Annotated in this window: 22 protein-coding genes, 1 tRNA gene and 1 pseudogene; 11 read left to right on the forward strand and 13 right to left on the reverse strand. The window is 67.9% G+C overall.

All coding sequences use genetic code 11. The features are described 5' to 3' along the window. The first annotated feature begins 43 nt into the window (after positions 1-43). The 3 genes from P0Y60_14675 (at position 44) to P0Y60_14685 (ending at position 2353) form a co-directional block, all read left to right on the forward strand. Positions 44-727 carry a helix-turn-helix transcriptional regulator gene (locus tag P0Y60_14675; GenBank protein WEK60542.1) on the forward strand — a complete coding sequence of 228 codons (684 nt, stop codon included), beginning with the start codon at positions 44-46 and terminating at the stop codon, positions 725-727. A 25-nt stretch (positions 728-752) separates the two neighbouring features. After that, entirely contained in the window at positions 753-1190 is a 438-nt protein-coding gene (locus P0Y60_14680; GenBank protein ID WEK60543.1) for an ImmA/IrrE family metallo-endopeptidase, read from the forward strand. Between the two features lie 113 nt (positions 1191-1303). Continuing rightward, positions 1304-2353 carry a site-specific integrase gene (locus P0Y60_14685; GenBank protein ID WEK62930.1) on the forward strand — a complete coding sequence of 350 codons (1050 nt, stop codon included), beginning with the start codon at positions 1304-1306 and terminating at the stop codon, positions 2351-2353. A gap of 81 nt (positions 2354-2434) precedes the next feature. Here P0Y60_14685 and P0Y60_14690 read toward each other — a convergent pair. Then, positions 2435-2507: transfer RNA gene (locus P0Y60_14690), tRNA-Thr, on the reverse strand. A 40-nt stretch (positions 2508-2547) separates the two neighbouring features. Further along, the gene (locus P0Y60_14695; protein ID WEK60544.1) at positions 2548-3510 is read right to left on the reverse strand and encodes a thioredoxin domain-containing protein; all 963 of its coding nucleotides are present in this window, start codon (positions 3508-3510) and stop codon (positions 2548-2550) included. A 230-nt stretch (positions 3511-3740) separates the two neighbouring features. Here P0Y60_14695 and ugpC point away from each other — a divergent pair, with 230 nt between their 5' ends. After that, positions 3741-4844, forward strand: a complete 1104-nt coding sequence (gene ugpC / locus P0Y60_14700) for a sn-glycerol-3-phosphate ABC transporter ATP-binding protein UgpC (protein WEK60545.1) — start codon at positions 3741-3743, stop codon at positions 4842-4844. Between the two features lie 82 nt (positions 4845-4926). Then, complete coding sequence (locus P0Y60_14705) at positions 4927-6237, forward strand: DUF4032 domain-containing protein (GenBank protein ID WEK60546.1); 1311 nt, start codon at positions 4927-4929, stop codon at positions 6235-6237. Between the two features lie 133 nt (positions 6238-6370). Here P0Y60_14705 and P0Y60_14710 read toward each other — a convergent pair whose 3' ends face one another. The 5 genes from P0Y60_14710 to P0Y60_14730 form a co-directional block, all read right to left on the reverse strand. Then, entirely contained in the window at positions 6371-7012 is a 642-nt protein-coding gene (locus P0Y60_14710; protein WEK60547.1) for an NAD(P)H-binding protein, read from the reverse strand. Positions 7013-7073: 61 nt separating this feature from the next. Further along, on the reverse strand, positions 7074-8078 hold the full coding sequence (rlmB, locus tag P0Y60_14715) for a 23S rRNA (guanosine(2251)-2'-O)-methyltransferase RlmB (GenBank protein ID WEK60548.1): 1005 nt from the start codon (positions 8076-8078) through the stop codon (positions 7074-7076). Then, positions 8071-9474, reverse strand: coding sequence for a cysteine--tRNA ligase (gene cysS / locus P0Y60_14720; GenBank protein ID WEK60549.1), 1404 nt, complete (start codon positions 9472-9474; stop codon positions 8071-8073). The genes rlmB and cysS overlap by 8 nt, the downstream gene beginning before the upstream one ends. A gap of 103 nt (positions 9475-9577) precedes the next feature. Beyond that, entirely contained in the window at positions 9578-10804 is a 1227-nt protein-coding gene (ispD, locus tag P0Y60_14725) for a 2-C-methyl-D-erythritol 4-phosphate cytidylyltransferase (GenBank protein WEK60550.1), read from the reverse strand. A gap of 101 nt (positions 10805-10905) precedes the next feature. After that, positions 10906-11388: a CarD family transcriptional regulator gene (locus P0Y60_14730; GenBank protein ID WEK60551.1), complete on the reverse strand. Its 483-nt coding sequence runs from the start codon at positions 11386-11388 to the stop codon at positions 10906-10908. A gap of 135 nt (positions 11389-11523) precedes the next feature. Here P0Y60_14730 and P0Y60_14735 point away from each other — a divergent pair, with 135 nt between their 5' ends. Further along, positions 11524-11997 carry a DNA modification methylase gene (locus P0Y60_14735; protein ID WEK60552.1) on the forward strand — a complete coding sequence of 158 codons (474 nt, stop codon included), beginning with the start codon at positions 11524-11526 and terminating at the stop codon, positions 11995-11997. 73 nt (positions 11998-12070) lie between these two features. On the opposite strand, the gene P0Y60_14740 is transcribed toward P0Y60_14735, so the two are convergent. Continuing rightward, positions 12071-12754 carry a response regulator transcription factor gene (locus P0Y60_14740; GenBank protein WEK60553.1) on the reverse strand — a complete coding sequence of 228 codons (684 nt, stop codon included), beginning with the start codon at positions 12752-12754 and terminating at the stop codon, positions 12071-12073. Continuing rightward, positions 12751-13974 carry an ATP-binding protein gene (locus tag P0Y60_14745; protein WEK60554.1) on the reverse strand — a complete coding sequence of 408 codons (1224 nt, stop codon included), beginning with the start codon at positions 13972-13974 and terminating at the stop codon, positions 12751-12753. The genes P0Y60_14740 and P0Y60_14745 overlap by 4 nt, the downstream gene beginning before the upstream one ends. A gap of 202 nt (positions 13975-14176) precedes the next feature. Between P0Y60_14745 and phoU the strand changes: the two genes are divergently transcribed. Further along, positions 14177-14872 (forward strand): phosphate signaling complex protein PhoU, encoded by a 696-nt coding sequence (gene phoU, locus P0Y60_14750; GenBank protein ID WEK60555.1) that lies wholly within the window; start codon positions 14177-14179, stop codon positions 14870-14872. Between the two features lie 127 nt (positions 14873-14999). Here the strand turns inward: phoU and P0Y60_14755 are convergent, their stop codons facing one another. Further along, on the reverse strand, positions 15000-15749 hold the full coding sequence (locus tag P0Y60_14755) for a phosphoglyceromutase (protein ID WEK60556.1): 750 nt from the start codon (positions 15747-15749) through the stop codon (positions 15000-15002). 57 nt (positions 15750-15806) lie between these two features. On the opposite strand from P0Y60_14755, the gene P0Y60_14760 reads away from it, so the two are divergent. After that, positions 15807-16631: a class I SAM-dependent methyltransferase gene (locus P0Y60_14760; protein ID WEK60557.1), complete on the forward strand. Its 825-nt coding sequence runs from the start codon at positions 15807-15809 to the stop codon at positions 16629-16631. Positions 16632-16655: 24 nt separating this feature from the next. On the opposite strand, the gene P0Y60_14765 is transcribed toward P0Y60_14760, so the two are convergent. The 3 genes from P0Y60_14765 to P0Y60_14775 all read right to left on the reverse strand — a co-directional run bounded on the left by P0Y60_14765 (position 16656) and on the right by P0Y60_14775 (position 18852). Further along, positions 16656-17804, reverse strand: coding sequence for a glycine cleavage T C-terminal barrel domain-containing protein (locus P0Y60_14765; protein WEK60558.1), 1149 nt, complete (start codon positions 17802-17804; stop codon positions 16656-16658). Between the two features lies 1 nt (position 17805). Next, positions 17806-18408, reverse strand: coding sequence for an FABP family protein (locus tag P0Y60_14770; GenBank protein WEK60559.1), 603 nt, complete (start codon positions 18406-18408; stop codon positions 17806-17808). Positions 18409-18561: 153 nt separating this feature from the next. Further along, positions 18562-18852, reverse strand: coding sequence for a hypothetical protein (locus P0Y60_14775; protein WEK60560.1), 291 nt, complete (start codon positions 18850-18852; stop codon positions 18562-18564). A gap of 72 nt (positions 18853-18924) precedes the next feature. Here P0Y60_14775 and P0Y60_14780 point away from each other — a divergent pair, with 72 nt between their 5' ends. From P0Y60_14780 to P0Y60_14790, 3 genes and pseudogenes are all read left to right on the forward strand, one after another. Continuing rightward, positions 18925-19608, forward strand: a complete 684-nt coding sequence (locus tag P0Y60_14780) for a response regulator transcription factor (GenBank protein ID WEK60561.1) — start codon at positions 18925-18927, stop codon at positions 19606-19608. Positions 19609-19660: 52 nt separating this feature from the next. Further along, on the forward strand, positions 19661-21826 hold the full coding sequence (locus tag P0Y60_14785) for an RNA degradosome polyphosphate kinase (protein WEK60562.1): 2166 nt from the start codon (positions 19661-19663) through the stop codon (positions 21824-21826). Next, positions 21823-22803, forward strand: a pseudogene (locus P0Y60_14790) (NUDIX domain-containing protein). The gene P0Y60_14785 and the pseudogene P0Y60_14790 overlap by 4 nt, the downstream one beginning before the upstream one ends. Positions 22804-22976 lie beyond the last annotated feature (173 nt).

A 22976-nucleotide genomic window follows, 5' to 3' on the forward strand; every position in this document is an offset into this window, starting at 1 on the left:
CAAAGACATTGCACGCGTGCACGATCTCAGTTAAGCTCCCGATGTGGACAAGAACGCATGGACTCGGTATCTAGAAGTCACGACGCACCCCGACAACGACAAGACGATCGCGTTCAAAGTCGGCGTTAGCCCTTCGACTATCGGTCGTTGGCGAAGCGGTGAGATCGACCCGAAACCGAGGCAGGTGGTGGCGCTTGCTCGCAGGTACGGAAAGAGCCCGCTCGCTGCACTCGTCGCCGCCGAGTACCTGAGCGCGGAAGACCTCGAGGAAGACCTCACCCTGCACTACGCTGCCGACCTCGACGAGATCTCCACGCTTCAGCTAGTGGACGAGCTGCGCGACCGGCTCGAAGTCATGAACGACTATGCAGGATGGCTAGCGAGCATCACGCGCGAGACGGGGCACCCTGCTCACCTCGCGCACGGCGCGCTTAGGTACGTTCATCCGGCGGTCGCACCGTCGCAGGTCGATGGCATGGACTTCATCCGGCCGATCGCATCCCACCTCCACGTTGAGGAACTCGACGGCGACAAGTATTACAGCATCGACCGGCCGCACGACGTTTCGGTTAGCGACCTTCCGCCCCACGTAAGAGAGCGCATTCAGGAGACCTCAGCGGCGCGCACCGCGAATGTCGATGGCACGCGACAGGATTACGACCTGGTCGCTAACGACTCGATCAACGAATTCCCCAGTGGCAACGACGCCGACTACGACCACGCCTGAACATGCACCACCGAGGGGGTTCCGCATGGATGTCTGGAAGCTCGCCGACGATCTCGGCCTGACAGTCCGCGAGCGCCGCGGCACGCACCGAAGTGGATACGCACCCCACGACGACCACATCGACCTCACGCCCGGAATGCGCGGCCGAGTTCTCCGCGGGGTCATGTGTCATGAGATCGGGCATCACGTTCTCGGGCATCACCCGACCGACTTCGGACTCATCCGAAAGCGGCAGGAGCAGGCCGCGAACGTATGGGCGGCGCACACACTCATCACGCCGGAGGGGTACGCGTCAGCCGAGCAACACCGGAACGGACACGTCACGTCTATGGCGATCGACCTGAACGTTCCCGACGAACTCGTCGTCATCTACCGAGGCACCCTACTCCGCACCGACCAGGCGACGTATGTTCGCCCTCGGATGGGCGCCGCGCAGTTCGCGCACCGCGTCGAGGTCGGATGATGGCCCGGCCGCCGCTTGAGCTTGAGACGTGGGGACGGGTACGCCGCACCACGGTGAAGGGCAAGCCGACCGCAGTCGCCTACTACCGAGACTCAGATGGAATCACTCGGTTGATGCAGCGCCAGGGGCGCACCGGCCCGGAGGCTGAGCGGATGCTAATCAAGGCGCTGAAGAAGCGGCTCGCGCCTGCGAGCGAGGCGCTGGCACCGGACTCGACTGTGAGCGAGCTCGCGACGATGTGGCTCGACTCGAAGGCACGACTCGCCGAGGGGTCGATCCGAATCTATAAGAACGCGATCGAGAAGCACATCACGACCGGGCTCGGCGCTGTGCGACTGAGCGAGATCAGCGTGCCCCGGCTCGATCGATTCGTGACTGCGCTGACGAAATCGTCCGGGCCGGGCACGGCGACGACCGCGCATGTGGTGCTGCGCGGCATGTTCACGCTCGCTGCTCGACACGGAGCGGTGCGTCCGAACCCGATGACTGACGTCCCCGCACCAGAGAAGGCGAAGCGTGCGACCAGGCGCGCCGCGCCGAACCTCGATGTCGTGCGGTCGATCCGTACTCGCTTCGAGGAGTGGGATGCCGGCACCGAGTTGAGGACCGCGGATGACCGACGACGTCGCCGCCCGCGCGCGAGCGAGCTGCTAGATACCACCGACATGATCATCGGCACCGGCGTCCGCACGGGAGAGCTGCTCGCCCTGCAATGGGATCAGCTCGACCTCGACGCGAAGCTCGCCACGATCCGCCGGACGATCGCGCAGGACCGAGACGGCAAGTTCTTCGTCCAGGAGTTCACGAAGACGGACGCCGGCTATCGCGAGCTCGAGCTGCCCGACCACGTCGTTGACATGCTGTTGCGCCGCCGCATCGCCTCCTACTCAGCGTTCGTCTTCGCGTCGAGCGTCGGCACGTTCCGCCACCCCAACAACTACCGGACCTCATGGCGCGACGCGCTGCGCGAGACCGACTGGAAGGGCACGACGCCCAAGAGCTTCCGCAAGACCGTCGCGACCGTGCTGCGCGACGAGCTCGGCGTCGAGGCGGCGAAGGATCAGCTCGGGCACGAGTCGGAGCGCACGACGCTGAAGCACTACGCCGATGAGGTGCACCGAGGGCCGGCTGCCGGACTTGTTCTGTCGAAGCTGTTCACCTGAAAACCATGGATAAACAACGAATCGCCCCGATTCCAAGAAGGAACCGGGGCGATTTTTTGTGGCCTGACTAGGCGTTTTCCGAGCCGACTACGGGACTCGAACCCGTAACCCCCGTATTACAAGTACGGTGCGCTACCAATTGCGCCAAGTCGGCGGGTGCCACCAGCTTACCGATGGCGAAGGGGTGGTCCGGACTACTTCTTCGCCGGGGTCTCGGTCGGCGTGGCCGTCGGATCCGGAGTCGGTGTCGCCGTCTCCTTGTAGTACGCGTCGCTCGCCACCGTCAGCACGAACTGCGAGAATTCGGACGGATCGTCGAGCGCTCCGACGTAGGCCTCGCCGTTCGCCACGATCATCGGAGCCGAGGAGAGCACCAGGTCGTCGGAGCCTGCCAGCGGGCCCTCGAGCGCGCGGGTCGTCGCTTCCTTGGCCCAGGTCACGAAGTCCGCATCCTCGATGCACGAGCGCACGGCCTTGGAGTTGTCGACGCCGACCGCGCCGGCGAGATCAGCCAGCTCGACATCCGAGAGGCCATCGGTGCCGACCTTCGGCTGGTCGTCGAGCAGGTCGTGGTTGAACGCGTAGAACTGCGCCGGCGAGTGGGTCGCGACGCATGCCGCCGCGGCGGCCGCACGCTGCGAGTACTTCGTGCCGTTGGAGCTCGCGGTGAGCAGCGCGACCGGGTGGTAGCTCACGGTGACAGCGCCCTCGGTGATCCAGTTCGCGAGCTGCCGGGCGTTCGCACGCTCGAACTCGCCGGCATCCGGCGACAGGTAGTCGACGTAGATGTGGATGTCGACGCGCTCCGAGGTCGTGGGCTCGGGCGTGGGCGACTCTTCCGTTCCCGCTTCGGTGGGATCGGGGGTCGGCGTCTCGAGGATCTCATCAGTGGCACCGGTCGAGGAGAGGTCGGTGACGATCACGCCGTCGCCCTCCATGCCCGTGGGCGACAGCTGCGGCTTGGAGACCTGTGCCGACACCGCGAGCGTCACGGCGGTGCCGATCGCGCCCACGGCGACCACGGCGATCGCGCCGATGATGATCCGTCGCATGATGCGCGCACGGGACTGCTGCGCGTGCACCTGCTGTGCTTTCTCCCGCACGGCCTCGCGAGAATTGCGAGGCGTGGGGACGTTCGGCGTTTCGTCGCTCGACATCGTTCCTCTTGAGTCTGAGGGGGTCCGGGTTGGCCCCGATCATCGCTCTGCGACGATCGCCGTAGCAAGACGGCCGAGTTCGATGTTAACCAGTGAGGCTGAGAAATACCCAGGTGCCACTGTTCATGTCATACTGATTCCGACCCAGAGTCGGGTCGGCGGCGGGTCATTCCGACGCTTCCATCACAACGGATCGTCCGGCACGTACCTGCCGGTGAAGGAGAAACACCATGGCATCTGTCACTTTCGATGACGCCACCCGTCTGTACCCCGGCGGAACCCGCCCGGCCGTCGACAAGCTGAACCTCGAGGTCGGTGACGGCGAGTTCCTCGTCCTCGTCGGTCCTTCCGGTTGCGGTAAGTCCACATCGCTGCGTATGCTCGCCGGCCTCGAAGAGGTCAACGCCGGCCGCATCCTCATCGGAGACCGCGACGTCACCGACGTGCCCCCGAAGGATCGCGACATCGCGATGGTCTTCCAGAACTACGCGCTGTACCCGCACATGACGGTCGCCGAGAACATGGGCTTCGCGCTCAAGATCGCCGGCGTCGGCAAGGAAGAGCGCGCCAGCCGCGTTCTCGAGGCTGCGAAGCTCCTCGACCTCGAGCCCTACCTGACCCGCAAGCCGAAGGCCCTCTCCGGTGGTCAGCGTCAGCGTGTCGCGATGGGTCGCGCGATCGTGCGTCAGCCCCAGGTCTTCCTCATGGACGAGCCGCTGTCGAACCTCGACGCCAAGCTGCGCGTCCAGACGCGTACGCAGATCGCATCGCTGCAGCGTCGCCTGGGCGTCACCACGGTCTACGTCACGCACGACCAGACCGAGGCTCTGACCATGGGCGACCGCATCGCCGTGCTCAAGGACGGCCTGCTCCAGCAGGTCGGCTCGCCGCGCGACCTGTACGAGAAGCCGAACAACGTGTTCGTCGCCGGCTTCATCGGCTCGCCTGCCATGAACCTGTTCTCGGCAGACCTCGCCGACGGTGGAGTCACCTTCGGCACCGAGGTCGTGCCGCTCGACCGTGACACCGTCGGCCGCGCGAACGGCAGCCAGGTCACCGTGGGTGTGCGTCCGGAGGACATCGTCGTCGGCCCCGCCGATGGCAAGGGTCTCTCGGTCGTCGTCGACCTCGTCGAGGAACTCGGCGCCGACGGCTACCTCTACGGCCACACCGAGATCAACGGCAAGCGCACCGACCTCGTCGCGCGTGTCGACGGTCGCAACCACCCGAACGCCGGCGAGACGGTCACGCTGGCCGCGACGGCTGGTCACGTGCACGCCTTCGACATCGAGTCGGGCGACCGCCTGAACGAGAAGCCGGTCGTCTCCGCCTGATCGGATCCACAGACGCGGCGCGGGCTGACTTCGGTCACCCGCGCCGCGTCTCTTTTCACCCCTCAACGCCATCGGGAGCGCCATGCAGGATTCTCTGCGGATCACCGCCAGCAAGGTCGACCCTGCGCTGCTGTCCCTCCCCTGGTCCACGACGCTCGCGAAGTGGCCGTCCGAGTACATCGTGTCGCTCCCTAAAGGCCTCTCCCGGCACCTCGTCCGCTTCGCCGACCTGTCGGGGCGCGTGATCGCGATCAAAGAGACGACGGCCGAGATGGCGCAGCGCGAGTACGACATGCTCGGCAACCTCGCCCGGCTCGACGTCCCCTGCGTCGACAGGGTCGCCGTGATCGCCGGACGGACGGACGCCGAGGGGGAACCCCTCCCCGCCGCCCTCGTCACCTCACACCTGCGGTTCTCCATGCCCTACCGCGCGTTGTTCACGCGTGTGCTGCGCCCCGACACCGCCAACCGCCTGGTGGATGCTCTCGCGCTCCTGCTCGTGCGCCTGCACAACGTCGGCTTCTACTGGGGTGACGTCTCGCTGTCGAACACACTGTTCCGACGTGATGCCGGCGCGTTCGCCGCGTACCTCGTGGATGCCGAGACCGGGGAACTCCATGAGGAAGGTCTGACGGACGGACAGCGTGCGTACGACCTCGACCTGGCGCGCACGAACATCGCGGGAGAGATCATGGATCTCGCCGCCGGAGGACGCCTCGAGCACGGTGTCGATGCGATCGCGATCGCCGACGGCATCGTGTCGTCGTACCGCTCGCTGTGGGCCGAGCTCACCGCCCAGGAATCCTTCTCCTCGGCGGAGACGTGGCGCATCACGGAGCGCGTGGAACGCCTCAACGCCCTGGGCTTCGACATCGACGAGATGTCGATGTCGACGACCTCCGACGGCACGGTCGTGGAGATCCAGCCGAAGGTCGTCGACGCCGGTCACCACCAGCGCCGACTCATCCGGCTCACGGGACTCGATGTCGAGGAGAATCAGGCCCGGCGTCTGCTCAACGACCTCGACGAGTTCCGCGCCCGCTCCACCAAGCAGTGGGCCGACGAGGAGATGTACGCGCACGAATGGCTGACGCGCGTCTTCGAACCCGTCGTGCGCGCGATTCCCTACGAGCTGCGCGCCAAGCTCGAGCCGGCCGAGGTCTTCCACCAGGTGCTCGAGCACCGCTGGTACCTCTCCCAGGCGCACGGACGCTCCGTGCCCCTGGCCGAGGTGCTCACGAGCTACATCAACGAGGTTCTGCGGCATCGCCGCGACGAGGCGACCATCATGGGCCCGCCGACTGAGACCATGAGCCTGCCCGTCATCACCGGGGCGACCATGATCACGGACGACGACGACGATGACGGCGTCGACTGGCGCGACCTGGTCTGACCCCGCGCGATCCCGTCAGCCTGGCGCAGCGCGCCGAGTGCACGGGATGCTGCCGAGTGCACGGCGTACGTGCGTCAGCATCCCGTGCAGTCGACGCGATTCCGTACAGTCGACCGACCGAAGCAGCGAGGCGTCAGTAACCGACGGTGAAGCGCTCGCGGTGGTGGTTGCCCTGCTCGATCTCATCCACGACCGCGACCGCGAGGTCGGCGCCGGAGATGAACGACTTGCCATCGGCGTCGCGCACGATCACGTCGCCGCCGTCGCGGTAATGCCCCGTGCGCTCGCCTTCCGCCCACGGGCCGAACTCCTCGGCCGGGTGCACGAAGAACCAGTCGAGCGACTCCTCGGACTCCTCCAGGAGCGCGAGCGAATCGATCCCGACCTGCGCCTCGTGCTTGTACTCCTCGGGGAACCCCTGGTCGAACAGGCGAGGACCGCCCGGGGCGACCAGACTGCCACCGGCTCCGCCGATCACGCCGAGCCGGGTCTCCGTGCCGGTCAGACGCGCGGCGAGGTCACGAAGAGCGTCCAGCACGCTGTTCTCCATGTCACCGCGGGGCGAGAGCGCCGATACGACGGCATCCGCCCCTTCGAGCGCCGGAGCCAGGGAGTCGATGTCGAGCGCGGAGCCCTGCACGTACGCGGCGCCCGCGACCGGATCCTTCGGTTCCGAACGGGAGAGGGCGATCACCGCGTGCCCGCGGCTCACCCCTTCCGAGACGATGTGACGACCGGCGTAGCCGGTCCCTCCGAGGACGACGATGCGAGCCATGCGGTTCTCCCTGTTCGGACGATGGTGCTGCGGTCAGTTCACTGCGGTCAGAGTGGTTCCGTCACTTCGCGGCGCGCATGGTCGCGACCTGGTACAGCGCGACCGAGGTCGCGATGCCGGCGTTCAGCGACTCGGTGGACGCGGAGATCGGGATCGAGACGATCTGATCGCAGGTCTCGGCGACGAGGCGCGACAGCCCCTTGCCCTCCGAGCCGACCACGATCACCACGGGGCGGTCGGCCAACTGCAGCGCCGGCAGCGAGACGTCGCCGTCGCCGTCGAGGCCGAGCACGAACACGCCCTGCTTCTTGAAGTCCTTGAGCTGCGTGGTGAGGTTGGTCGCCAGCGCGACGGGGGTCCGCGCGACGGCGCCGGCGCTCGTCTTCCAGGCGGCGGAGTTCACACCGGCCGAGCGACGCTGCGGCAGGATGATGCCGTGTCCGCCGAAAGCGGCGGTGGAGCGGATGATGGCTCCCAGGTTGCGCGGATCGGTGATGCCGTCGAGCGCGACGAACAGCGGCACATCGCCCCGGCCGATGACCTTCTCGAGCAGATCCTGCGGGTGTGCGTATTCGTAGGGCGGCACCTTGATCGCGACGCCCTGGTGCACACCGTCGAAGCCGGCCATGCGGTCGAGTTCGGGGCGCGTGACCTCGAGCACCGGGATGCCACGGTTCGTGGCGATCGAGAGCATCTCCTTCACGCGGTCGTCCATCTCGACGCGCTGGGCGATGTAGAACGCCGTTGCCGGGATCTTCGCACGCAGCGCCTCGAGCACCGAGTTGCGACCGGTGACGTTCTCGGTGTCATCCCCCGCCTTGGCCTTGGGCGCGCGGTTCGGGTTGCTCCCGGATGCCGGGCGTCCCCCGCCGGGTCGGCCCTTTCCGCCCGACGCGGCGTAGCGCTCGGCCGCGGCCTTGCGCTTGCCGGCGGGGTGCCAGGCGCGATCCTCCGCCTTGGGCGTGGGTCCGCGGCCTTCGAGAGCCTTGCGGCCGAGTCCGCCCGTGCCCTTGCTGGGGCCCTTCTTCTTGCCGTTGCTTGCGCCGGGGCGCTGTGGCTTAGCCATCAATACTCCAATGAGTTCCGTCTGCGGTGTCTTCGAGGACGATGCCTGCGGCCGCGATCGCATCGCGGATCCGATCGGCGCTCGCCCAATCTCTGTCGGCGCGCGCCTGCGCACGCTGGCCGATCATCGTCTGGACGAGAGCGTCCAGTGTCCTGTGTTCGGCGAGGTCTCCGCCGCTGCTCATGAGCTCGTCGAAACCGAGCACGCGCAGCATCGCGTCGAGCTCGGTGAACGCGGTCCACGCGAGGTCGTGATCGGCGGCGTCGATCGCCGAGTTGCCGCGCCGCACCGTCTCGTGCACGACGGCGAGCGCCTGCGGCACGCCGAGATCGTCGTCCATCGCATCGGCGAACGCATCCGGCACGACGCCTTCCCGGCTCTCCTCCGGCGCGCCGGGGAGCGAACGGCGCACGCGCGCGACGAACGTGGCGATGCGCCCGAGGGCCGCACCCGCCTCGTCCCACGACGACTCGGTGAGATCGAGGCTGGAGCGGTAGTGCGCCGCCGCCAGGGCGTAGCGCACGACCAGGGCGTCATGCGCGGAGAGCACATCGGCGGCGAGGGTGAAGTTGCCCAGCGACTTCGACATCTTCTGGCCGTCGACCGTCACCAGACCGTTGTGCACCCAGTGATTGGCGAAGTCGTCACCCGCGGCGGCCGACTGCGCGAGCTCGTTCTCATGATGAGGGAAGCGCAGATCGAGGCCACCGCCGTGGATGTCGAACGCCGATCCGAGGTAGCGCTTCGCCATCGCGGAGCACTCGATGTGCCACCCCGGGCGACCCTGGCCCCAGGGCGACGACCATGTGGCATCGGCGGGCTCATCCGGCTTGGCGCCCTTCCACAGCGCGAAGTCCTGCGGGTTCCGCTTGCCGCGGGGATCGGCATCCTCCGCCGCCTCCATGGCGTCGACGGACTGGTGTGTGAGTGCGCCGTACTCGCTCCAGGAGCGCACGTCGAAGTACACATCCCCGGATCCGTCCGGCGCCGGGTACGCATGACCGCGCTCGATGAGCGTGCCGATGAGTTCCTGCATCTGCGGGATCGACGCGGTCGCACGCGGCTCGTACGTCGGGGGAAGGATGCCGACGCCTGCATAGGCACCCGTGAACTCCTGCTCGATGCGGTACGCGAGCGCCCACCACGGCTCTGTGTCCGTGGCGTTCGCGAGCACCTTGTCGTCGATGTCGGTCACGTTGCGGACGAACGTGACCCGCCCGTACCGGTGCTGGAGCCAGCGTCGCAGAAGATCGAAGCTGAGCGCCGCGCGGACGTGTCCGATGTGGGGTCCCGACTGCACCGTCGGACCACAGACATACATCGTGACGTTTCCCGGGTCGAGCGGCACGAAGTCGCGCAGTCGCTGCGCGCGGGTGTCGTGGAGTCGGAGTGTCACCGGTCAAGCTTACTGGGGCGCGGCTGAGCAGCACCCGCCAAGCGACGATTCGCGGAGTGTATGACGTTTCGCGGAGGGATCGGGGGAAAAGTTCCGCGATCCGTCATCTGCTCCGTGAATCGTCCGGCATGACCATCGCGATCGCCGTGACCGCGATGCCCTCACCGCGGCCCGGGAATCCGAGACCGTCGGTCGTGGTGGCCGTGAGTGCGACGGGCGCCCCTCCGAGTGCGGCCGACAGCACTCCCTCCGCCTCGGCACGGCGCGCGCTGAACCGCGGGCGATTGCCCTGGAACTGCGCCGACACGTTCCCGATCGAGAAGCCGGCCTCGGCGAGCAGTTCCCGGGTGCGCGCCAGGAAGACCTCGGCATGCGCGCCCGCGTACTGCGGATGCGCGGTGCCGAAGTGCTCGCCGATGTCGCCGAGGCCCGCGGCTCCGAGCAGGGCATCCACGATGGCGTGGGCCACGGCGTCACCGTCGGAGTGACCGGACAGCGCCGGCTCCCCCGGCCATTCGAGGCCGGCCAGCCAGAGGTGCCCCTCTCCGCCGAACGCGTGAACGTCGGTGCCGATGCCGACCCGCGGCACATCCGCACGGGCGCGAGAGGTGGGGGCGACCTCGCCCTGAGCGGATGCGGCGAGCAGGTGCCGTGCGCGCTCCAGGTCGGCAGGGGTCGTGATCTTGAACGCCCGGGCGGATCCGTCGATGTGGCGCACGGCGTGCCCGGCGGCGGCGAAGAGTGCGGCATCGTCGGTGTACTCGATGCCGGATTCCCGCGCGGCGGCATAGGCCGCTTCGAGAAGCGCCCGGGGGAAGCCTTGCGGTGTCTGTGCCGCGGCGAGCTCGGAACGATCCACCGCACCGGTCACTGCTCCGCCCTCGACCCGCTTGAGCGTATCGACCACCGGAAGGGCGGGTATGACGCCGACAGCATCCGTCACCGCGGCCGCCACCGCGTCGATCTGCGCGGATGGCGTGAGCGCTCGAGCCGCATCGTGCACGAGCACCGTCGTGACCTCGCCCCAGAGCGCCGCGAGTCCTGCCGACACGGACTGCTGCCGAGTCGCGCCGCCCGTGACGACCCGCACGAGGTCGCCCCGATCACCCGCGGCTTCCCGCGCCTCGGTCTCGGCATCACCTTCGTAGCCGGACGGAGCGACGATGACGACCTGAGCCGGTGCTGCGGCGAAGACCCCGTCGAGGGCATGCCGCAGCATCGAGTGAGCGTCGATCCCGACGAACGCCTTGGGCGCTCCGGCGTCGAGACGTGTGCCTGAGCCTGCGGCGACGACGATGATCGCGGTGTGCGGTACGGGGAGCATGGTCACGCTCTCACGCTACCTCGTGACCGGCGGCGACATGCGGAGACGACGAAGGGGCGGATGCCGCAGCATCCGCCCCTTCGAGGACGTCTCAGGCGCGGGACGCCTCAGGACGCGAGGACCTCGTCGAGCAGCGCGCCCGCCTTGTCCTCGTCGGTCTTCTCAGCGAGAGCGAGCTCGGAGATGAGGATCTGGCGAGCCTTCGCCAGCATCCGCTTCTCACCCGCGGAGAGTCCACGGTCCTGATCCCGGCGCCACAGGTCGCGGACGACCTCGCTGACCTTGATCACATCGCCGGAGGCGAGCTTCTCGAGGTTCGCCTTGTAGCGGCGCGACCAGTTGGTGGGCTCCTCGGTGAACGGTGCGCGCAGGACCTCGAACACGTTGTCGAGACCCTCCTTGCCGATCACGTCGCGGACGCCGACCAGGTCGACATTCTCTGCGGGTACCTCGATGATCAGGTCACCCTGGGTGACATTGAGCTTCAGGTACTTCTTCGCCTCACCCTTGATGATGCGTTCCTTGACCTCGATGATGGTCGCGGCGCCATGGTGCGGATAGACGACTGTCTCGCCAACCTCAAAAAGCATAAAAACGTGTCCTTTCGGCAACCTCAAGGATACCACAGGGCGGATGCGCTAAGGTTCGCGCCTCGACGTCTCAGGGGACGCACGCGCATACCCGTAGAATGGATGCGGAAACCCCGTCGGACCTCAGGAGGACCCGTGAAATCGCGCCTTGTTGCGTCTGTCGCCCTCAGCGCTCTCGTTCTTCTCAGCGCGACGGGATGCACGTTCATCTCGCCCCAGGCGACGAAGATCGAATACTCCGCCTCTGACGGTGTCAACATCTCCGACGCCGACGGCCCGTTGGTCGTCCGTAACGCCTTCATCGTCGCGAACGAAGACGGCTCGGTCGGCAACTTCATCGGCGCCGTCGTCAACCCCACCGACGAGCGAGCCACGCTCACCATCGGCATCGAAGGCATCGACCCGCTCACCGTCACGGTGCCAGCGGGCGACCGCATCAGTTTCGGCGCCGACGCCGACCCGCTGCGCATCGTCGGTCTCGACACGATGCCGGGTGCGACGATCGAGATGCACTTCCAGTCGGGCGATTCCCTGGGCGTCAAGACGCAGGTTCCCGTACTCGACGGAGCGCTGCCGTACTACGCCGACCTGGTCCCCAGCGAGGACTGAGTCCGCACAGACTTCGACGGCAGAGGCCGGTCACCCCGCGGGGTGACCGGCCTCTGCCGTCGTGTCCCCGCGTTCAGCCCTCGAAGCGATAGCCCAGACCGCGCACGGTGACGAGCATCACGGGCTCACCGGGGTTCTCCTCGATGCGGGAGCGGATGCGCTTGATGTGCACGTCGAGCGTCTTGGTGTCGCCGAAGTAGTCGCTCCCCCACACGCGATCGATCAACTGACCGCGGGTCAGAACGCGTCCTGAGTTGCGCATCAGCACCTCGAGGAGTTCGAATTCCTTGAGGGGCATGTTGATCAGGGATCCGGCCACCGAGACCGTGTGGCGATCGATGTCGAGCGACACCCGGCCGCCGTCGAGCACGCGCTCGTCGATTTCGCTGTCGGCCTGCACGACGCGCCGCAGGACCGCGCGCATGCGCGCGAGCAGCTCGCGTGACGAGTACGGCTTGGTGATGTAATCGTCCGCGCCGAGCTCGAGACCCACGACGATGTCGACCTCGGAGTCCTTGGCCGTCAGCATGATGATCGGCACGGCCGAGGTGGAGCGGATCTGCCGGCAGACTTCGGTGCCCGGCATACCGGGGAGCATGAGGTCGAGCAGCACGATGTCCGCCCCGCGATCGCGGTAGGCGGAGAGTGCACCGGGGCCGTCCTCGGCGATCTCCACCTCGTACCCCTCCCGGCGCAGCAGGTAGGCCAGCGGATCGGCGAGGTCGGGCTCGTCTTCGACGAGAAGGATGCGGGTCATGCTCTCTCTCCGTTTCGCAGGCGCGCGGCGGACTTCTCCGCCTTGCGCGCGCGCTTCTTCTTCTTCTTGCTCTTCTTGCCCAGGTCGTCGGTCGGCGGGGCATCGATCCGGGGAAGTCGGATCGTGAACGTGGAGCCCCGGCCGGGGCGCGACCAGAGACGCACCTCTCCGCCGTGGCGCTGGGTGGCGTGCTTCACGATCGACAGTCCGAGGCCAGTGCCTCCCGTTCGCCGGGATCGCGCCTCATCAGCACGGTAGAACCGCTCGAAGATGCGCTCGCGGTCGGCCTCGGCGATCCCGATGCCCTGGTCGGACACCGCGATCTCGACGACTCCCCCGTCGGCGCGCACACCGACGCCCACGCGCGAGCTGCGGGGCGAGTACAGGATCGCGTTCGCGACGAGGTTGCCCACCGCCTCGATGAGGATCTGCGCATCGCCACGCACCCACACACCGCGGTCTCCGCCGCGCGTGAGATCGACGCCCGCCGAATCGGCCTGCACCACGTGCGCCTCGATCGACGACGCGATCACCTCGTCGATCGACACGGGACCGACGTCGGTCAACCCGTCGTCGGCCTGCAGACGAGAGAGGCTCATGATGCGACCGGTGAGCTGGGCGAGACGTCCGGCCTCTGCCGAGATGCGGGACGCGAAGATGCGCACCTGGGCAGGATCATCGGCCGCCGACTCGATGGCCTCGGCGAGCAGACTCACCGCACCCACCGGCGTCTTCAGCTCGTGGCTGGTGTTGGCGACGAAATCGCGCCGCATCTGATCGAGACGCTCCTGCTCGGTGACGTCGCGGATGATCACCAGCGCCAGGCGCGCGCCGATCACACTCGCCCTGGCCGACACCAGACGGGGGTCCAGACTCAGCCCGCCGCGCGTGATGCGCAGCGATTCGGTCTTCGTGCCACCCGCTGCCCGGGCGTCGCGCACGAGCTGTCGCAGTTCTGGGTTGTCGAGCGTCGCTCCGACCTCGATGCCGAAGCGCGCCGCTGCCTGCGACCCCGCGAGCACCAGTCCGGATGAATCCACCACGCAGGCCGCGTCGTCCATGCTGTCGAGCACCGAGGTCATGCCGTCGGGAACGACCGTCGAGGTCTCCAGTTCCACCTTCGCCCTGGCGCGGTACGCCCACATGACCAGGAGCGAGACTCCGACGCCGATCAACACGCCTGCGGCGAGGGAGATCAGCGCGATCTGCGTCGGGGTCATGTCTCCAGCGTAGAGTGCGTTCACCCGCGCTTCGGCGGGTTTCCGGGGCAGAGCGGCAACGAGAGAAGTACTATTCACGTGCTGGGCACCGTTCGTTAACCTTCGGAGCACACAATCGCTTCGGGCCTGCGCGGGAGCGCGGCCCCTCCACATCTCGCGCGGAAGACGCCGTCGAGATTTCGAATGAAAGGTTGCGCCGCACATGCGCGAAGTCTTCCACCAGTCCCTCGAGGATCTGCAGAACCGCCTCGTGGAGATCGCGGATCTCGTCACCGTCTCGATCGACAAGGCCACCCGCGCCTTCGCCACGAGCGACGTCGCGTTGGCCGAAGAGGTCATCGCCGATGACGCGAAGATCGACGAGCTCGCCGTCACACTCGACGAGCAGGCCATCGAGATCCTCGCCCGCCAGCAGCCGGTCGCCCGCGATCTGCGCATCGTCGTGACGGCGCTGCGCGTCAGCGCATCGCTCGAGCGCATGGGCGACATGTCCGAGCACATCGCGCAGCTCGCGCGACTCCGATTCCCCGAGCGCGCCATCCCGAAGGGTCTCAAGGGCACCTTCGTGAAGATGGGCGAGCTGGACGTCGAGATCTCGCGCACGCTGTCCGAACTGCTGCGCACTCAGGACCTGAAGTTCGCCGACCAGATCCGCAACGCGGACGACGACGTCGACGAACTGCACGCCAGCGTCTTCGAGAAGGTGCTCAGCGACAACTGGAAGGGCGAGGCGACGGCGACAGTCGACGCGACGCTGGCCAGCCGCTACCACGAGCGTTTCGCCGACCACGCCGTGGCCATCGCCAAGAAGATGGTGTACCTGGCGACCGGCGACTGGCAGGTCGACGAGGCCGACATCGCCCTCGCCGTCGAGCAGCAGGAGCTCGGGCACGCCTGACTCCGTTCCGCTCCGCCGAGGCCCGAGAACGCCGAGGCCCCCTCTGCACGCCGAAGCCCCTCCTGATCCACGTGGATCAGGAGGGGCTTCGGCGATGAACGGGGGTGTCGGCGGACGCCGAGGACCCTTACTTCTTCCCCTGGGCGGCGACCGCAGCAGCGCCGGCGGCAGCAGCTTCAGGATCGAGGTAGCGGCCGGGACCGGTGGGTACGTTGTTCTCGTCCAGTTCGTACACCAGCGGGATGCCGGTCGGGATGTTGAGCTCGGCGATGTCGTCGTCGCTGATGCCCTCGAGGTGCTTCACGAGACCGCGCAGCGAGTTGCCGTGTGCGGTGACGAGTACCGTCTTGCCCGCGTCGAGGTCGGGGACGATCGCGCTCTCCCAGTAGGGCAGCAGACGGTCGATGACGAGCTTGAGCGACTCCGTGCGGGGAACCTCACCGTCGATGCCGACGTAACGGGGGTCTCCGACCTGGCTGAACTCGCTGTCGTCGTCGAGCACGGGCGGCGGCACGTCGAACGAACGGCGCCACAGCTGGAACTGCTCGGGCCCGAACTCCTCGAGCGTCTGGGCCTTGTCCTTGCCCTGGAGCGCACCGTAGTGACGCTCGTTGAGCCGCCAGGAGCGCGTGACAGGGATCCACAGTCGGTCGGCGGCATCCAGCGCGATGTTCGCGGTCTGGATCGCACGGCTCAGCAGCGACGTGTGGAGCACGTCGGGCAGGATGCCGGACTCGGCGAGCAGCTCACCTCCGCGGCGCGCCTCCTTCTCACCCTGCTCGTTGAGGCGGACATCCACCCAACCGGTGAACAGGTTCAGCTCGTTCCACTCGCTCCGGCCGTGGCGGAGCAGGATCAGGGTGCGCGTCGCAGTCATGCCGCCAGTTTATCCGCGGCGGTCTCACTCTCGCGCGCCTCCTGCGAGGATTGACGCATGGCGTCATCTCCTGTGGGCCGTCCCACGCGCGGCACGACCGGGACGAACCGACTCCGACGCAACGATCGCTGGATCGCCGCGAGTCGCGCCTTCCTGCGTGCGGCCGACCCGCTGGTCGTCGATCTCGGATACGGTGCGAGCGGGGTCACGGCATTCGAACTCGCGACCCGGCTGCAGCGCATCCGCCCGGATGCCGAGGTGCGCGGCCTCGAGATCGATCCGGCCCGGGTGGCCACCGCGAACGCACAGCTCATCGACGTGCGCGCCGGCCGGACGCCGTTCCCCGCCGACCTGCGCGTCTCCTTCGCACGCGGGGGCTTCGAGGTGCCGCTGACGGATGCTCGCCGACCGGCGGTGATCCGGGCGATGAACGTGCTGCGTCAGTACGACGAGGCCGATGTCGCCGGCGCCTGGCGCACGGTCGCCGCCCGTCTCGCGCCGGACGGCCTTCTCGTGGAGGGCACGTGCGATGAGATCGGACGCGTGGCGAGCTGGGTGGATGTGCGCCCCGACGGCGCCCCCGCGCGCTTCACGATCTCGCTCCGGCTCGCCGATCTCGACGAGCCGAGCATCGTGGCCGAGCGGCTCCCGAAGGCCTTGATCCATCGCAACATCCCGGGTGAGCGGATTCACGCACTGCTCGTCGACCTCGACCGTGAATGGGATCGCTCCGCCGCGTTGTCCACGTTCGGCGCCACGCAGCGATTCCTCGCCACGGTGACGGCGCTGCGCGCGCAGGGGTGGCCGGTGATCGGCGGGCGCTCGCGCTGGCGTCTGGGTGAGCTGACGCTTCCCTGGGACGCCGTCGCGCCGCAGCACTGAGTCGCGCTGCAGGGAAGGTCTTCCTCAGCGTCCGCCGCTGGATCCGCCGGTTCCGGCGTCGCCGCGCGGGTCCGGTGCGGACGGCCGCCGCGACAGCCGGGTGAGGCGGGGGATTTCGGCCACCGATCCGGCGTCCGCAGGCACGATGACCTGCTGCGACGCGGCGATATCGATCCCGTCATCGCGCACCGTGAGGTCGCCGACCGGGGCGCGACGCGACAGGATCGCCAACGCGATGGGCCCGTCTTCGTGGTGCCGCGCGGCCGAGGTGATGTGTCCGACCTCATCCTCTCCCGCGAACACCGGTGAACCCGGAGCCGGGAGCACGGCATCGCTGCCGTCGAGCTGGAGAGCAGCGAGACGGCGGGGCGGGTGGCCGAGGTTATGCACCTTGGCCACGGTCTCCTGACCGCGATAGCACCCCTTGTTCAGATGCACCGCGCTGCGGAGCCAATCGGACTCGTGCGGCAGCGAGCGCTCGTCGACCTCGGCAGCCCAGCGCGGACGCCAGGCCGCGATGCGCAGCGCCTCGGCGGCGAGCAGTCCGGCCACGGCCTCCGGGGCGAGCGTCGTCGCCAACTGCGCCGCGGCCTCGGAGCCCACGATGCCGACACGCCACGCGAGCGCTGCACCGGGGTGCGCGGAGATCTCGGCGTACTGGTGGCCGCCCGCCGTCACGTGCTGCCACGGATCCGCCCAGATCAACGGGGCGCCGTGGGGAGCGGAGGCGACGGAGCCGACCGTGGCTGCGGCCGATGCGCCGTCCACGAAGCCGATCAGGGTCAGATCATCGCGCCGCTCGACCGTCGCCTGCGTTCGGAACTTCATGCGCGTCAGCCACGCGGCGAGCGCATCGGCGTCGGCGGCATCCACGATCAACCAGGTGGAGGCCCCGTCATCGAGCACTCCGGCCGCATGCTCCACCCGTCCCTGCGGATCCAGGACGAGGAGTTCTGTGCTCTCCCCCGGTGTGAGCCGCGCGACGAACTGCGAGGTGATCGAGTCGAGCCAGCTGAGTCGTTCGGGCCCGGCGACCTCGATCACGGCCCGGTCGTCGAGAGGCGCGATCGCGGCACCCGCCGCGAGTCGGCGCTGTTCGCGGAACGGATCGCCGAGATGGGCGATGCCGTCGCCGTCTGACACGACACCTGCGAGTGTGGAGAAGGCGCTCATGTCAGACCTTCGCGAGGCGGGCGGAAGCGTGCGAGCGCAGGGTGGTGCCGAGAGCCGCGATGTCCCAGGCCCAGAGCAGGTGCCCGTCCACGAGGCCGTAGAGCCGTGAGGCCGCGCCGTACTCCTTGCCACCCTCGCCGCGGACGATCGCGTCGGACGCGATGTCGATGCGGGGGCCGCTGATCTCGCCGAGATACAGCTCGAGCATGCCGTCGGAGTGGGCGAGCGAGACCTCGATCGGGAAAGAACCGTTCTCGTTGCGCAACTCTTCGACGTCGTCGACGGTGCGGGCGGCCGAAGGAATCTGCGGCGGCAGAAGGGCCGGTCCCGCATCTGCGTCGGTCGCCGGTCGCGAGAGGCGCCAGTATCCGGTCTCCGCGACCAGGGGAACCGACTGTTCCCCGTCCTGGCCGACGAAGGTCGCCGTGCTCGAATAGTTCAGGAACGGGCCGCCGTCATGGCTGAAGCTCACCCGGTGGGCGAACTCGCCCTGCAGTCTCGACTCCCCCACGGGGTAGTCGATCACACCGGTCCCCTCCCATACGCCGATCAGCCAGGAGAGCGGGACGATGTCTGCGGGGAGATCGGTCGGCAGGTCGAGCACGATGCGATCAGCGCTGTCCGCGGAAGAGGTTGACCAGCACAACGGCTGAGACGAAGACGATCGCGAGACTCGCCAGGCCCAGGAGGCCGATGAAGAAGAATTCGAGCGCGATGAGATCCATGGGTTCCACATTACCGCCCTGGGGCGGGGATGTCAGGCGGGAATGAGCGCCGCGATGCCGAAGCCGACGGAGATCAGCCCCATCAGCAACAGTGCTCCTGTCACGCTTCCGGCGACCCGGAAGATGAAGCCCTGCGTCCGTCCGTACCAGAGCTGCACGGCGAAGGAGAGCAGGATGATGCCGCCGAAAGCGACGAGCATCCACGCCACCCGCCAGTCCTCGGCGACGAAGATCCCGATCGCGACGGCAGCGATGAAGGCGGCGGTCCACACGACGATGACGCCGACGAAGGCGTTGCGTGGTGCCAGTGCTGGTTCCGACATGACTCCATTGTTGCGCATCGACGCCCGGTATCATGGCGGCACGGTGTCGATCGATACCCGTGAGGAGTGCGTGTGGCCCAGGTCCTGGTTCTGACGAATGCTCCTCTTGCCGAGCTGGTGCTGCCCTCTCTCGAGCTGCTCAGCCATCGCGTGCGCCAGATTCCCGCCGAACCGGCGCAGCTCGTGAGCGCTCCGGAGTACGACCTCGTGATCGTCGACGGACGGCACGACCTGGTCGGCGCGAAGTCGCTGTGCCGCCTGCTGCGCGTCGCGGGACAGGACGCTCCACTGCTCCTCGTGGTCACGGAGGGCGGCATGAGCGCCCTCTCGGGGGACTGGGAGATCGACGACGTGCTGCTCTCGACCGCCGGCCCCGCCGAGACCGACGCCCGGGTGCGCCTGGCCCTCGCGCGCCGCGACGAGGTCGCCGAGCCGACACGCGTGCAGGCCTCGGGCGTGACGATCGACGAGCAGTCGTACTCGGCCAAACTCCGCGGCAAGCCGCTCGATCTCACGTACAAGGAGTTCCAGCTGCTGCACTTCCTCGCCACGCATCCCTCCCGGGTGTTCACGCGGGAGCAGCTGCTGAGCGAGGTATGGGGCTACGACTACTTCGGCGGCACCCGGACGGTCGACGTGCACGTGCGGCGCCTGCGCGCGAAGCTCGGCGATCAGGAGCAGATCATCGGCACGGTGCGCAACGTCGGCTATCGGTTCAATGTGTACGACGAGGAATCGGTCGTCGCTGCGAGGTAACGGAACGGCTCCGTTCACGCGCGCGTCACCTCGCGGTGATTAGATGTACCCCATGATCGATCCCGCACTCGCCGACGCCGGTCTCGGCGACGCCGAAGACGACGACTTCGACGCCATCGAGTCGCCCGACGCCCTGCTCCCCGACCACCGCTACCTGGACCGGGAGCTGAGCTGGTTGGCCTTCAATCAGCGCGTGCTGGAGCTGGCGGAGGACACGTCCCTTCCCGAGCTGGAGCGGGCGAACTTCCTGGCGATCTTCGCCAGCAACCTCGACGAGTTCTTCATGGTGCGCGTCGCCGGGCTCAAGCGACGCATCATGACCGGCCTCGCCGTGCCCACCAATGTCGGCCGCTCCCCCGTCGACGCCCTGGCCGACATCTCCCGCGAGGCGCACGCGCTGCAGGTGCGTCATGCCGAGGCCTGGACCTCCCAGGTGCGCCCCGCGCTCGCGGATGCCGGGATCGAGATGACGGCCTGGTCGGAGCTCACCGACTCCGAGCGGTCCGCGCTGTCCGAGTACTTCCAGCTGCAGGTCTTCCCGGTGCTGATGCCGCTCGCCGTCGATCCCGCTCACCCGTTCCCGTACATCTCCGGCCTGTCGCTGAACCTCGCGATCCGCATCCGCAATGCCCGCACGGGCCGCCAGGAGTTCGCGCGCCTCAAGGTGCCGCCCATGCTCCCCCGCTTCGTCGAGGTGCCGGGCAGCGGCGAGATCGTGCGCTACCTGAGCCTGGAGGAGCTGATCGCCAACCACCTGGGCGACCTGTTCCCCGGCATGGAGGTGCTCGATCATCACGCGTTCCGACTCACCCGCAACGAAGACGTCGCGATCGAGGAGGACGAGAGCGAGAACCTGATCCAGGCCCTCGAGGCCGAGCTGCTGCGCCGCCGGTTCGGCCCGCCGATCCGTCTCGAGATCACCGACGACATGGATGACGTGACGCTCGAGCTCCTCGTGAAGGAGCTCGACATCACCGATCAGGAGGTCTACCGCCTCCCCGGCCCGCTCGACCTGCGCGGTCTGTTCGGACTGTCGCGCATCGATCGGCCTGATCTGCGCTACCCGCCGCACCTGCCGACCACCGCCGTGGCCTTCCAGCCGGGCGACAGCAACACCCGCGCCGACATGTTCAAGGCGATCCGCAAGTCCGACGTGCTCGTGCACCACCCGTACGAGTCGTTCACGACGAGCGTGCAGGCGTTCCTCGAGCAGGCCGCCCGCGATCCGCACGTGCTCGCGATCAAGCAGACCCTGTACCGCACCTCCGGCGACAGCCCGATCGTGCAGGCGCTGATCGACGCGGCAGAAGCGGGCAAGCAGGTCCTCGCGCTCGTCGAGGTCAAGGCGCGCTTCGATGAGGCGAACAACATCGTCTGGGCGCGCAAGCTCGAGAAGGCCGGCGTGCACGTCGTCTACGGCCTGGTGGGCCTCAAGACGCACTGCAAGCTCGCCCTCGTCATCCGCGAAGAAGACGGCAAGCTCCAGCACTACTCGCACGTCGGCACCGGAAACTACAACCCGAAGACCAGCCGCATCTATGAGGACTTCGGCCTGTTCACCGCCGACGCCCAGGTCGGCAAGGACCTGACGCGTCTCTTCAACGAGCTCAGTGGCTACGCGATCGAGAAGAAGTTCAAGCGCCTGCTCGTCGCCCCGCTCCACCTGCGCAAGGGACTCGTGCGTCAGATCGACGCCGAGCGCAAGAACGCGGAGGCCGGCAAGCCGGCGAGCATCCGTATCAAGGTCAACTCGCTGGTCGATGAGGAGATCATCGACGCGCTCTACCGCGCGAGTGTCGCCGGTGTGAAGGTCGAGGTGTGGGTGCGCGGCATCTGCAGCCTGCGGACCGATCTCGACGGGATCAGCGACAACATCACGGTGCGCAGCATCCTCGGCCGTTATCTGGAGCACTCCCGGATCTTCGCGTTCGAGAACGACGGGGATCCGCAGGTGTACATCGGCAGCGCCGACATGATGCACCGCAACCTCGACCGTCGCGTGGAGGCACTGGTGCGCGTCAACGATCCCGCGCACCTCGCGGAGCTGCTGACGTTCTTCGACCTCGCGATGGACCCCGGCACCACCTCGTGGCACCTCGGCGCGGGTGGCGTATGGGAGCGCCACGCCGTGGATGCCGACGGCAAGCCGTTGATCGACCTGCAGGATAAGACCATGGGGTTGATCCAGCGACGTCGTCGCGCGCGGGCGGTGCGATGACCTCTCATCAGACGCAGGAGGCACCGACCGCGAAGTGGGCCGACAAGGCCGTCTACGCGGCCGGAGCCGTGGTGTGGCGCCTGATCGAGGGAAAGCTCCACATTCTGCTGATCCACCGCACGAAGTACCGCGACATCACCCTGCCCAAGGGCAAGGTCGATCCCGGCGAGATGCTCGCCGAGACCGCGGTGCGCGAGGTGCACGAGGAGACCGGCATCCGCGTCTCGCTCGGCGTGCCCGTCGGCGTGAGCCGCTACGTCATGGCCTCCCGCAAGCAGAAGGTCGTGCACTACTGGGCCGCCGAGGCGACCGAGGAGGCGATCCGCGCGTCTGCCTTCGTGCCCAACCGCGAGATCGCCGCGATCGAGTGGGTGAGCGTCAAGAAGGCCCGCTCGCGGCTCAGCTACCCGGTCGACCTGGAGATCCTCGACTTCTTCTCCACGCTCGATCGATGACGGCGTGCTGCGCACCTTCCCGGTGATCGTGCTGCGCCACGCCAAGGCGCTCCCCCGGTCCGAGTGGGACGGTCCCGACGCGTCCCGCCCGCTCACCGAGCGCGGCAAGAAGCAGGCGAAGTCGATCGTCGGACCGCTGCGTGCCTTCGGCGTACGCAGGATCGTGACGAGCGATGCCGTGCGCTGCGCCTCGACCGTCGCCCCGCTCGCGAAAGCACTCGGGCGCAAGCCCGTGATGACCGAGAAGATCAGCCAGGACGCGTGGGAAGACGGCACCGACGATCTGCGTTCCGATCGTCGGACGCCGGGTGCGAGCGGGAAAGCCGGCGGTGCTCTGCAGCCACGGCCCCGTGCTGCCCGGCCTCCTCTCCGAGATCGCGCTGGCCACCGGCACCGTGCAGGGGTCGTATCTCGCCAGCGCCTCCGACCTGGAGCCCGGCGCATTCTCGGTCGTGCATCTCTCCGCGATCCAATCCCGGGTCCGGGATCATCGCGATCGAGACGCACGTCCCGAAGGTCTGACGACCCTCACCGCGTCTCGGGCGCCCGGCGGCATCCGCGTGATCACGGCCATCGCCCCCAGAGAGTCGCCCGCCGTTCACCTCGTCGTTCACCTGCGCGGGAGAGTCTCGTTAACCGCCGCGCTTAGCGTCACTGTGTGCCCTGCACCGGGCCTCAACCCATCCACGATCGAA

Origin of the sequence: Candidatus Microbacterium colombiense, assembly GCA_029203165.1 — a bacterium.
GTDB classification, from domain to species: Bacteria; Actinomycetota; Actinomycetes; order Actinomycetales; family Microbacteriaceae; genus Microbacterium; species Microbacterium colombiense.

Coding starts and splice junctions, on each gene's coding strand:
- P0Y60_14680 (WEK60543.1), top strand. CDS start 753: ATGGATGTCTGGAAGCTCGCCGACGATCTCGGCCTGACAGTCCGCGAG.
- P0Y60_14685 (WEK62930.1), top strand. CDS start 1,304: ATGCAGCGCCAGGGGCGCACCGGCCCGGAGGCTGAGCGGATGCTAATC.
- P0Y60_14695 (WEK60544.1), bottom strand. CDS start 3,510: ATGTCGAGCGACGAAACGCCGAACGTCCCCACGCCTCGCAATTCTCGC.
- ugpC (WEK60545.1), top strand. CDS start 3,741: ATGGCATCTGTCACTTTCGATGACGCCACCCGTCTGTACCCCGGCGGA.
- P0Y60_14705 (WEK60546.1), top strand. CDS start 4,927: ATGCAGGATTCTCTGCGGATCACCGCCAGCAAGGTCGACCCTGCGCTG.
- P0Y60_14710 (WEK60547.1), bottom strand. CDS start 7,012: ATGGCTCGCATCGTCGTCCTCGGAGGGACCGGCTACGCCGGTCGTCAC.
- rlmB (WEK60548.1), bottom strand. CDS start 8,078: ATGGCTAAGCCACAGCGCCCCGGCGCAAGCAACGGCAAGAAGAAGGGC.
- P0Y60_14730 (WEK60551.1), bottom strand. CDS start 11,388: ATGCTTTTTGAGGTTGGCGAGACAGTCGTCTATCCGCACCATGGCGCC.
- P0Y60_14740 (WEK60553.1), bottom strand. CDS start 12,754: ATGACCCGCATCCTTCTCGTCGAAGACGAGCCCGACCTCGCCGATCCG.
- P0Y60_14745 (WEK60554.1), bottom strand. CDS start 13,974: ATGACCCCGACGCAGATCGCGCTGATCTCCCTCGCCGCAGGCGTGTTG.
- phoU (WEK60555.1), top strand. CDS start 14,177: ATGCGCGAAGTCTTCCACCAGTCCCTCGAGGATCTGCAGAACCGCCTC.
- P0Y60_14755 (WEK60556.1), bottom strand. CDS start 15,749: ATGACTGCGACGCGCACCCTGATCCTGCTCCGCCACGGCCGGAGCGAG.
- P0Y60_14760 (WEK60557.1), top strand. CDS start 15,807: ATGGCGTCATCTCCTGTGGGCCGTCCCACGCGCGGCACGACCGGGACG.
- P0Y60_14765 (WEK60558.1), bottom strand. CDS start 17,804: ATGAGCGCCTTCTCCACACTCGCAGGTGTCGTGTCAGACGGCGACGGC.
- P0Y60_14775 (WEK60560.1), bottom strand. CDS start 18,852: ATGTCGGAACCAGCACTGGCACCACGCAACGCCTTCGTCGGCGTCATC.
- P0Y60_14785 (WEK60562.1), top strand. CDS start 19,661: ATGATCGATCCCGCACTCGCCGACGCCGGTCTCGGCGACGCCGAAGAC.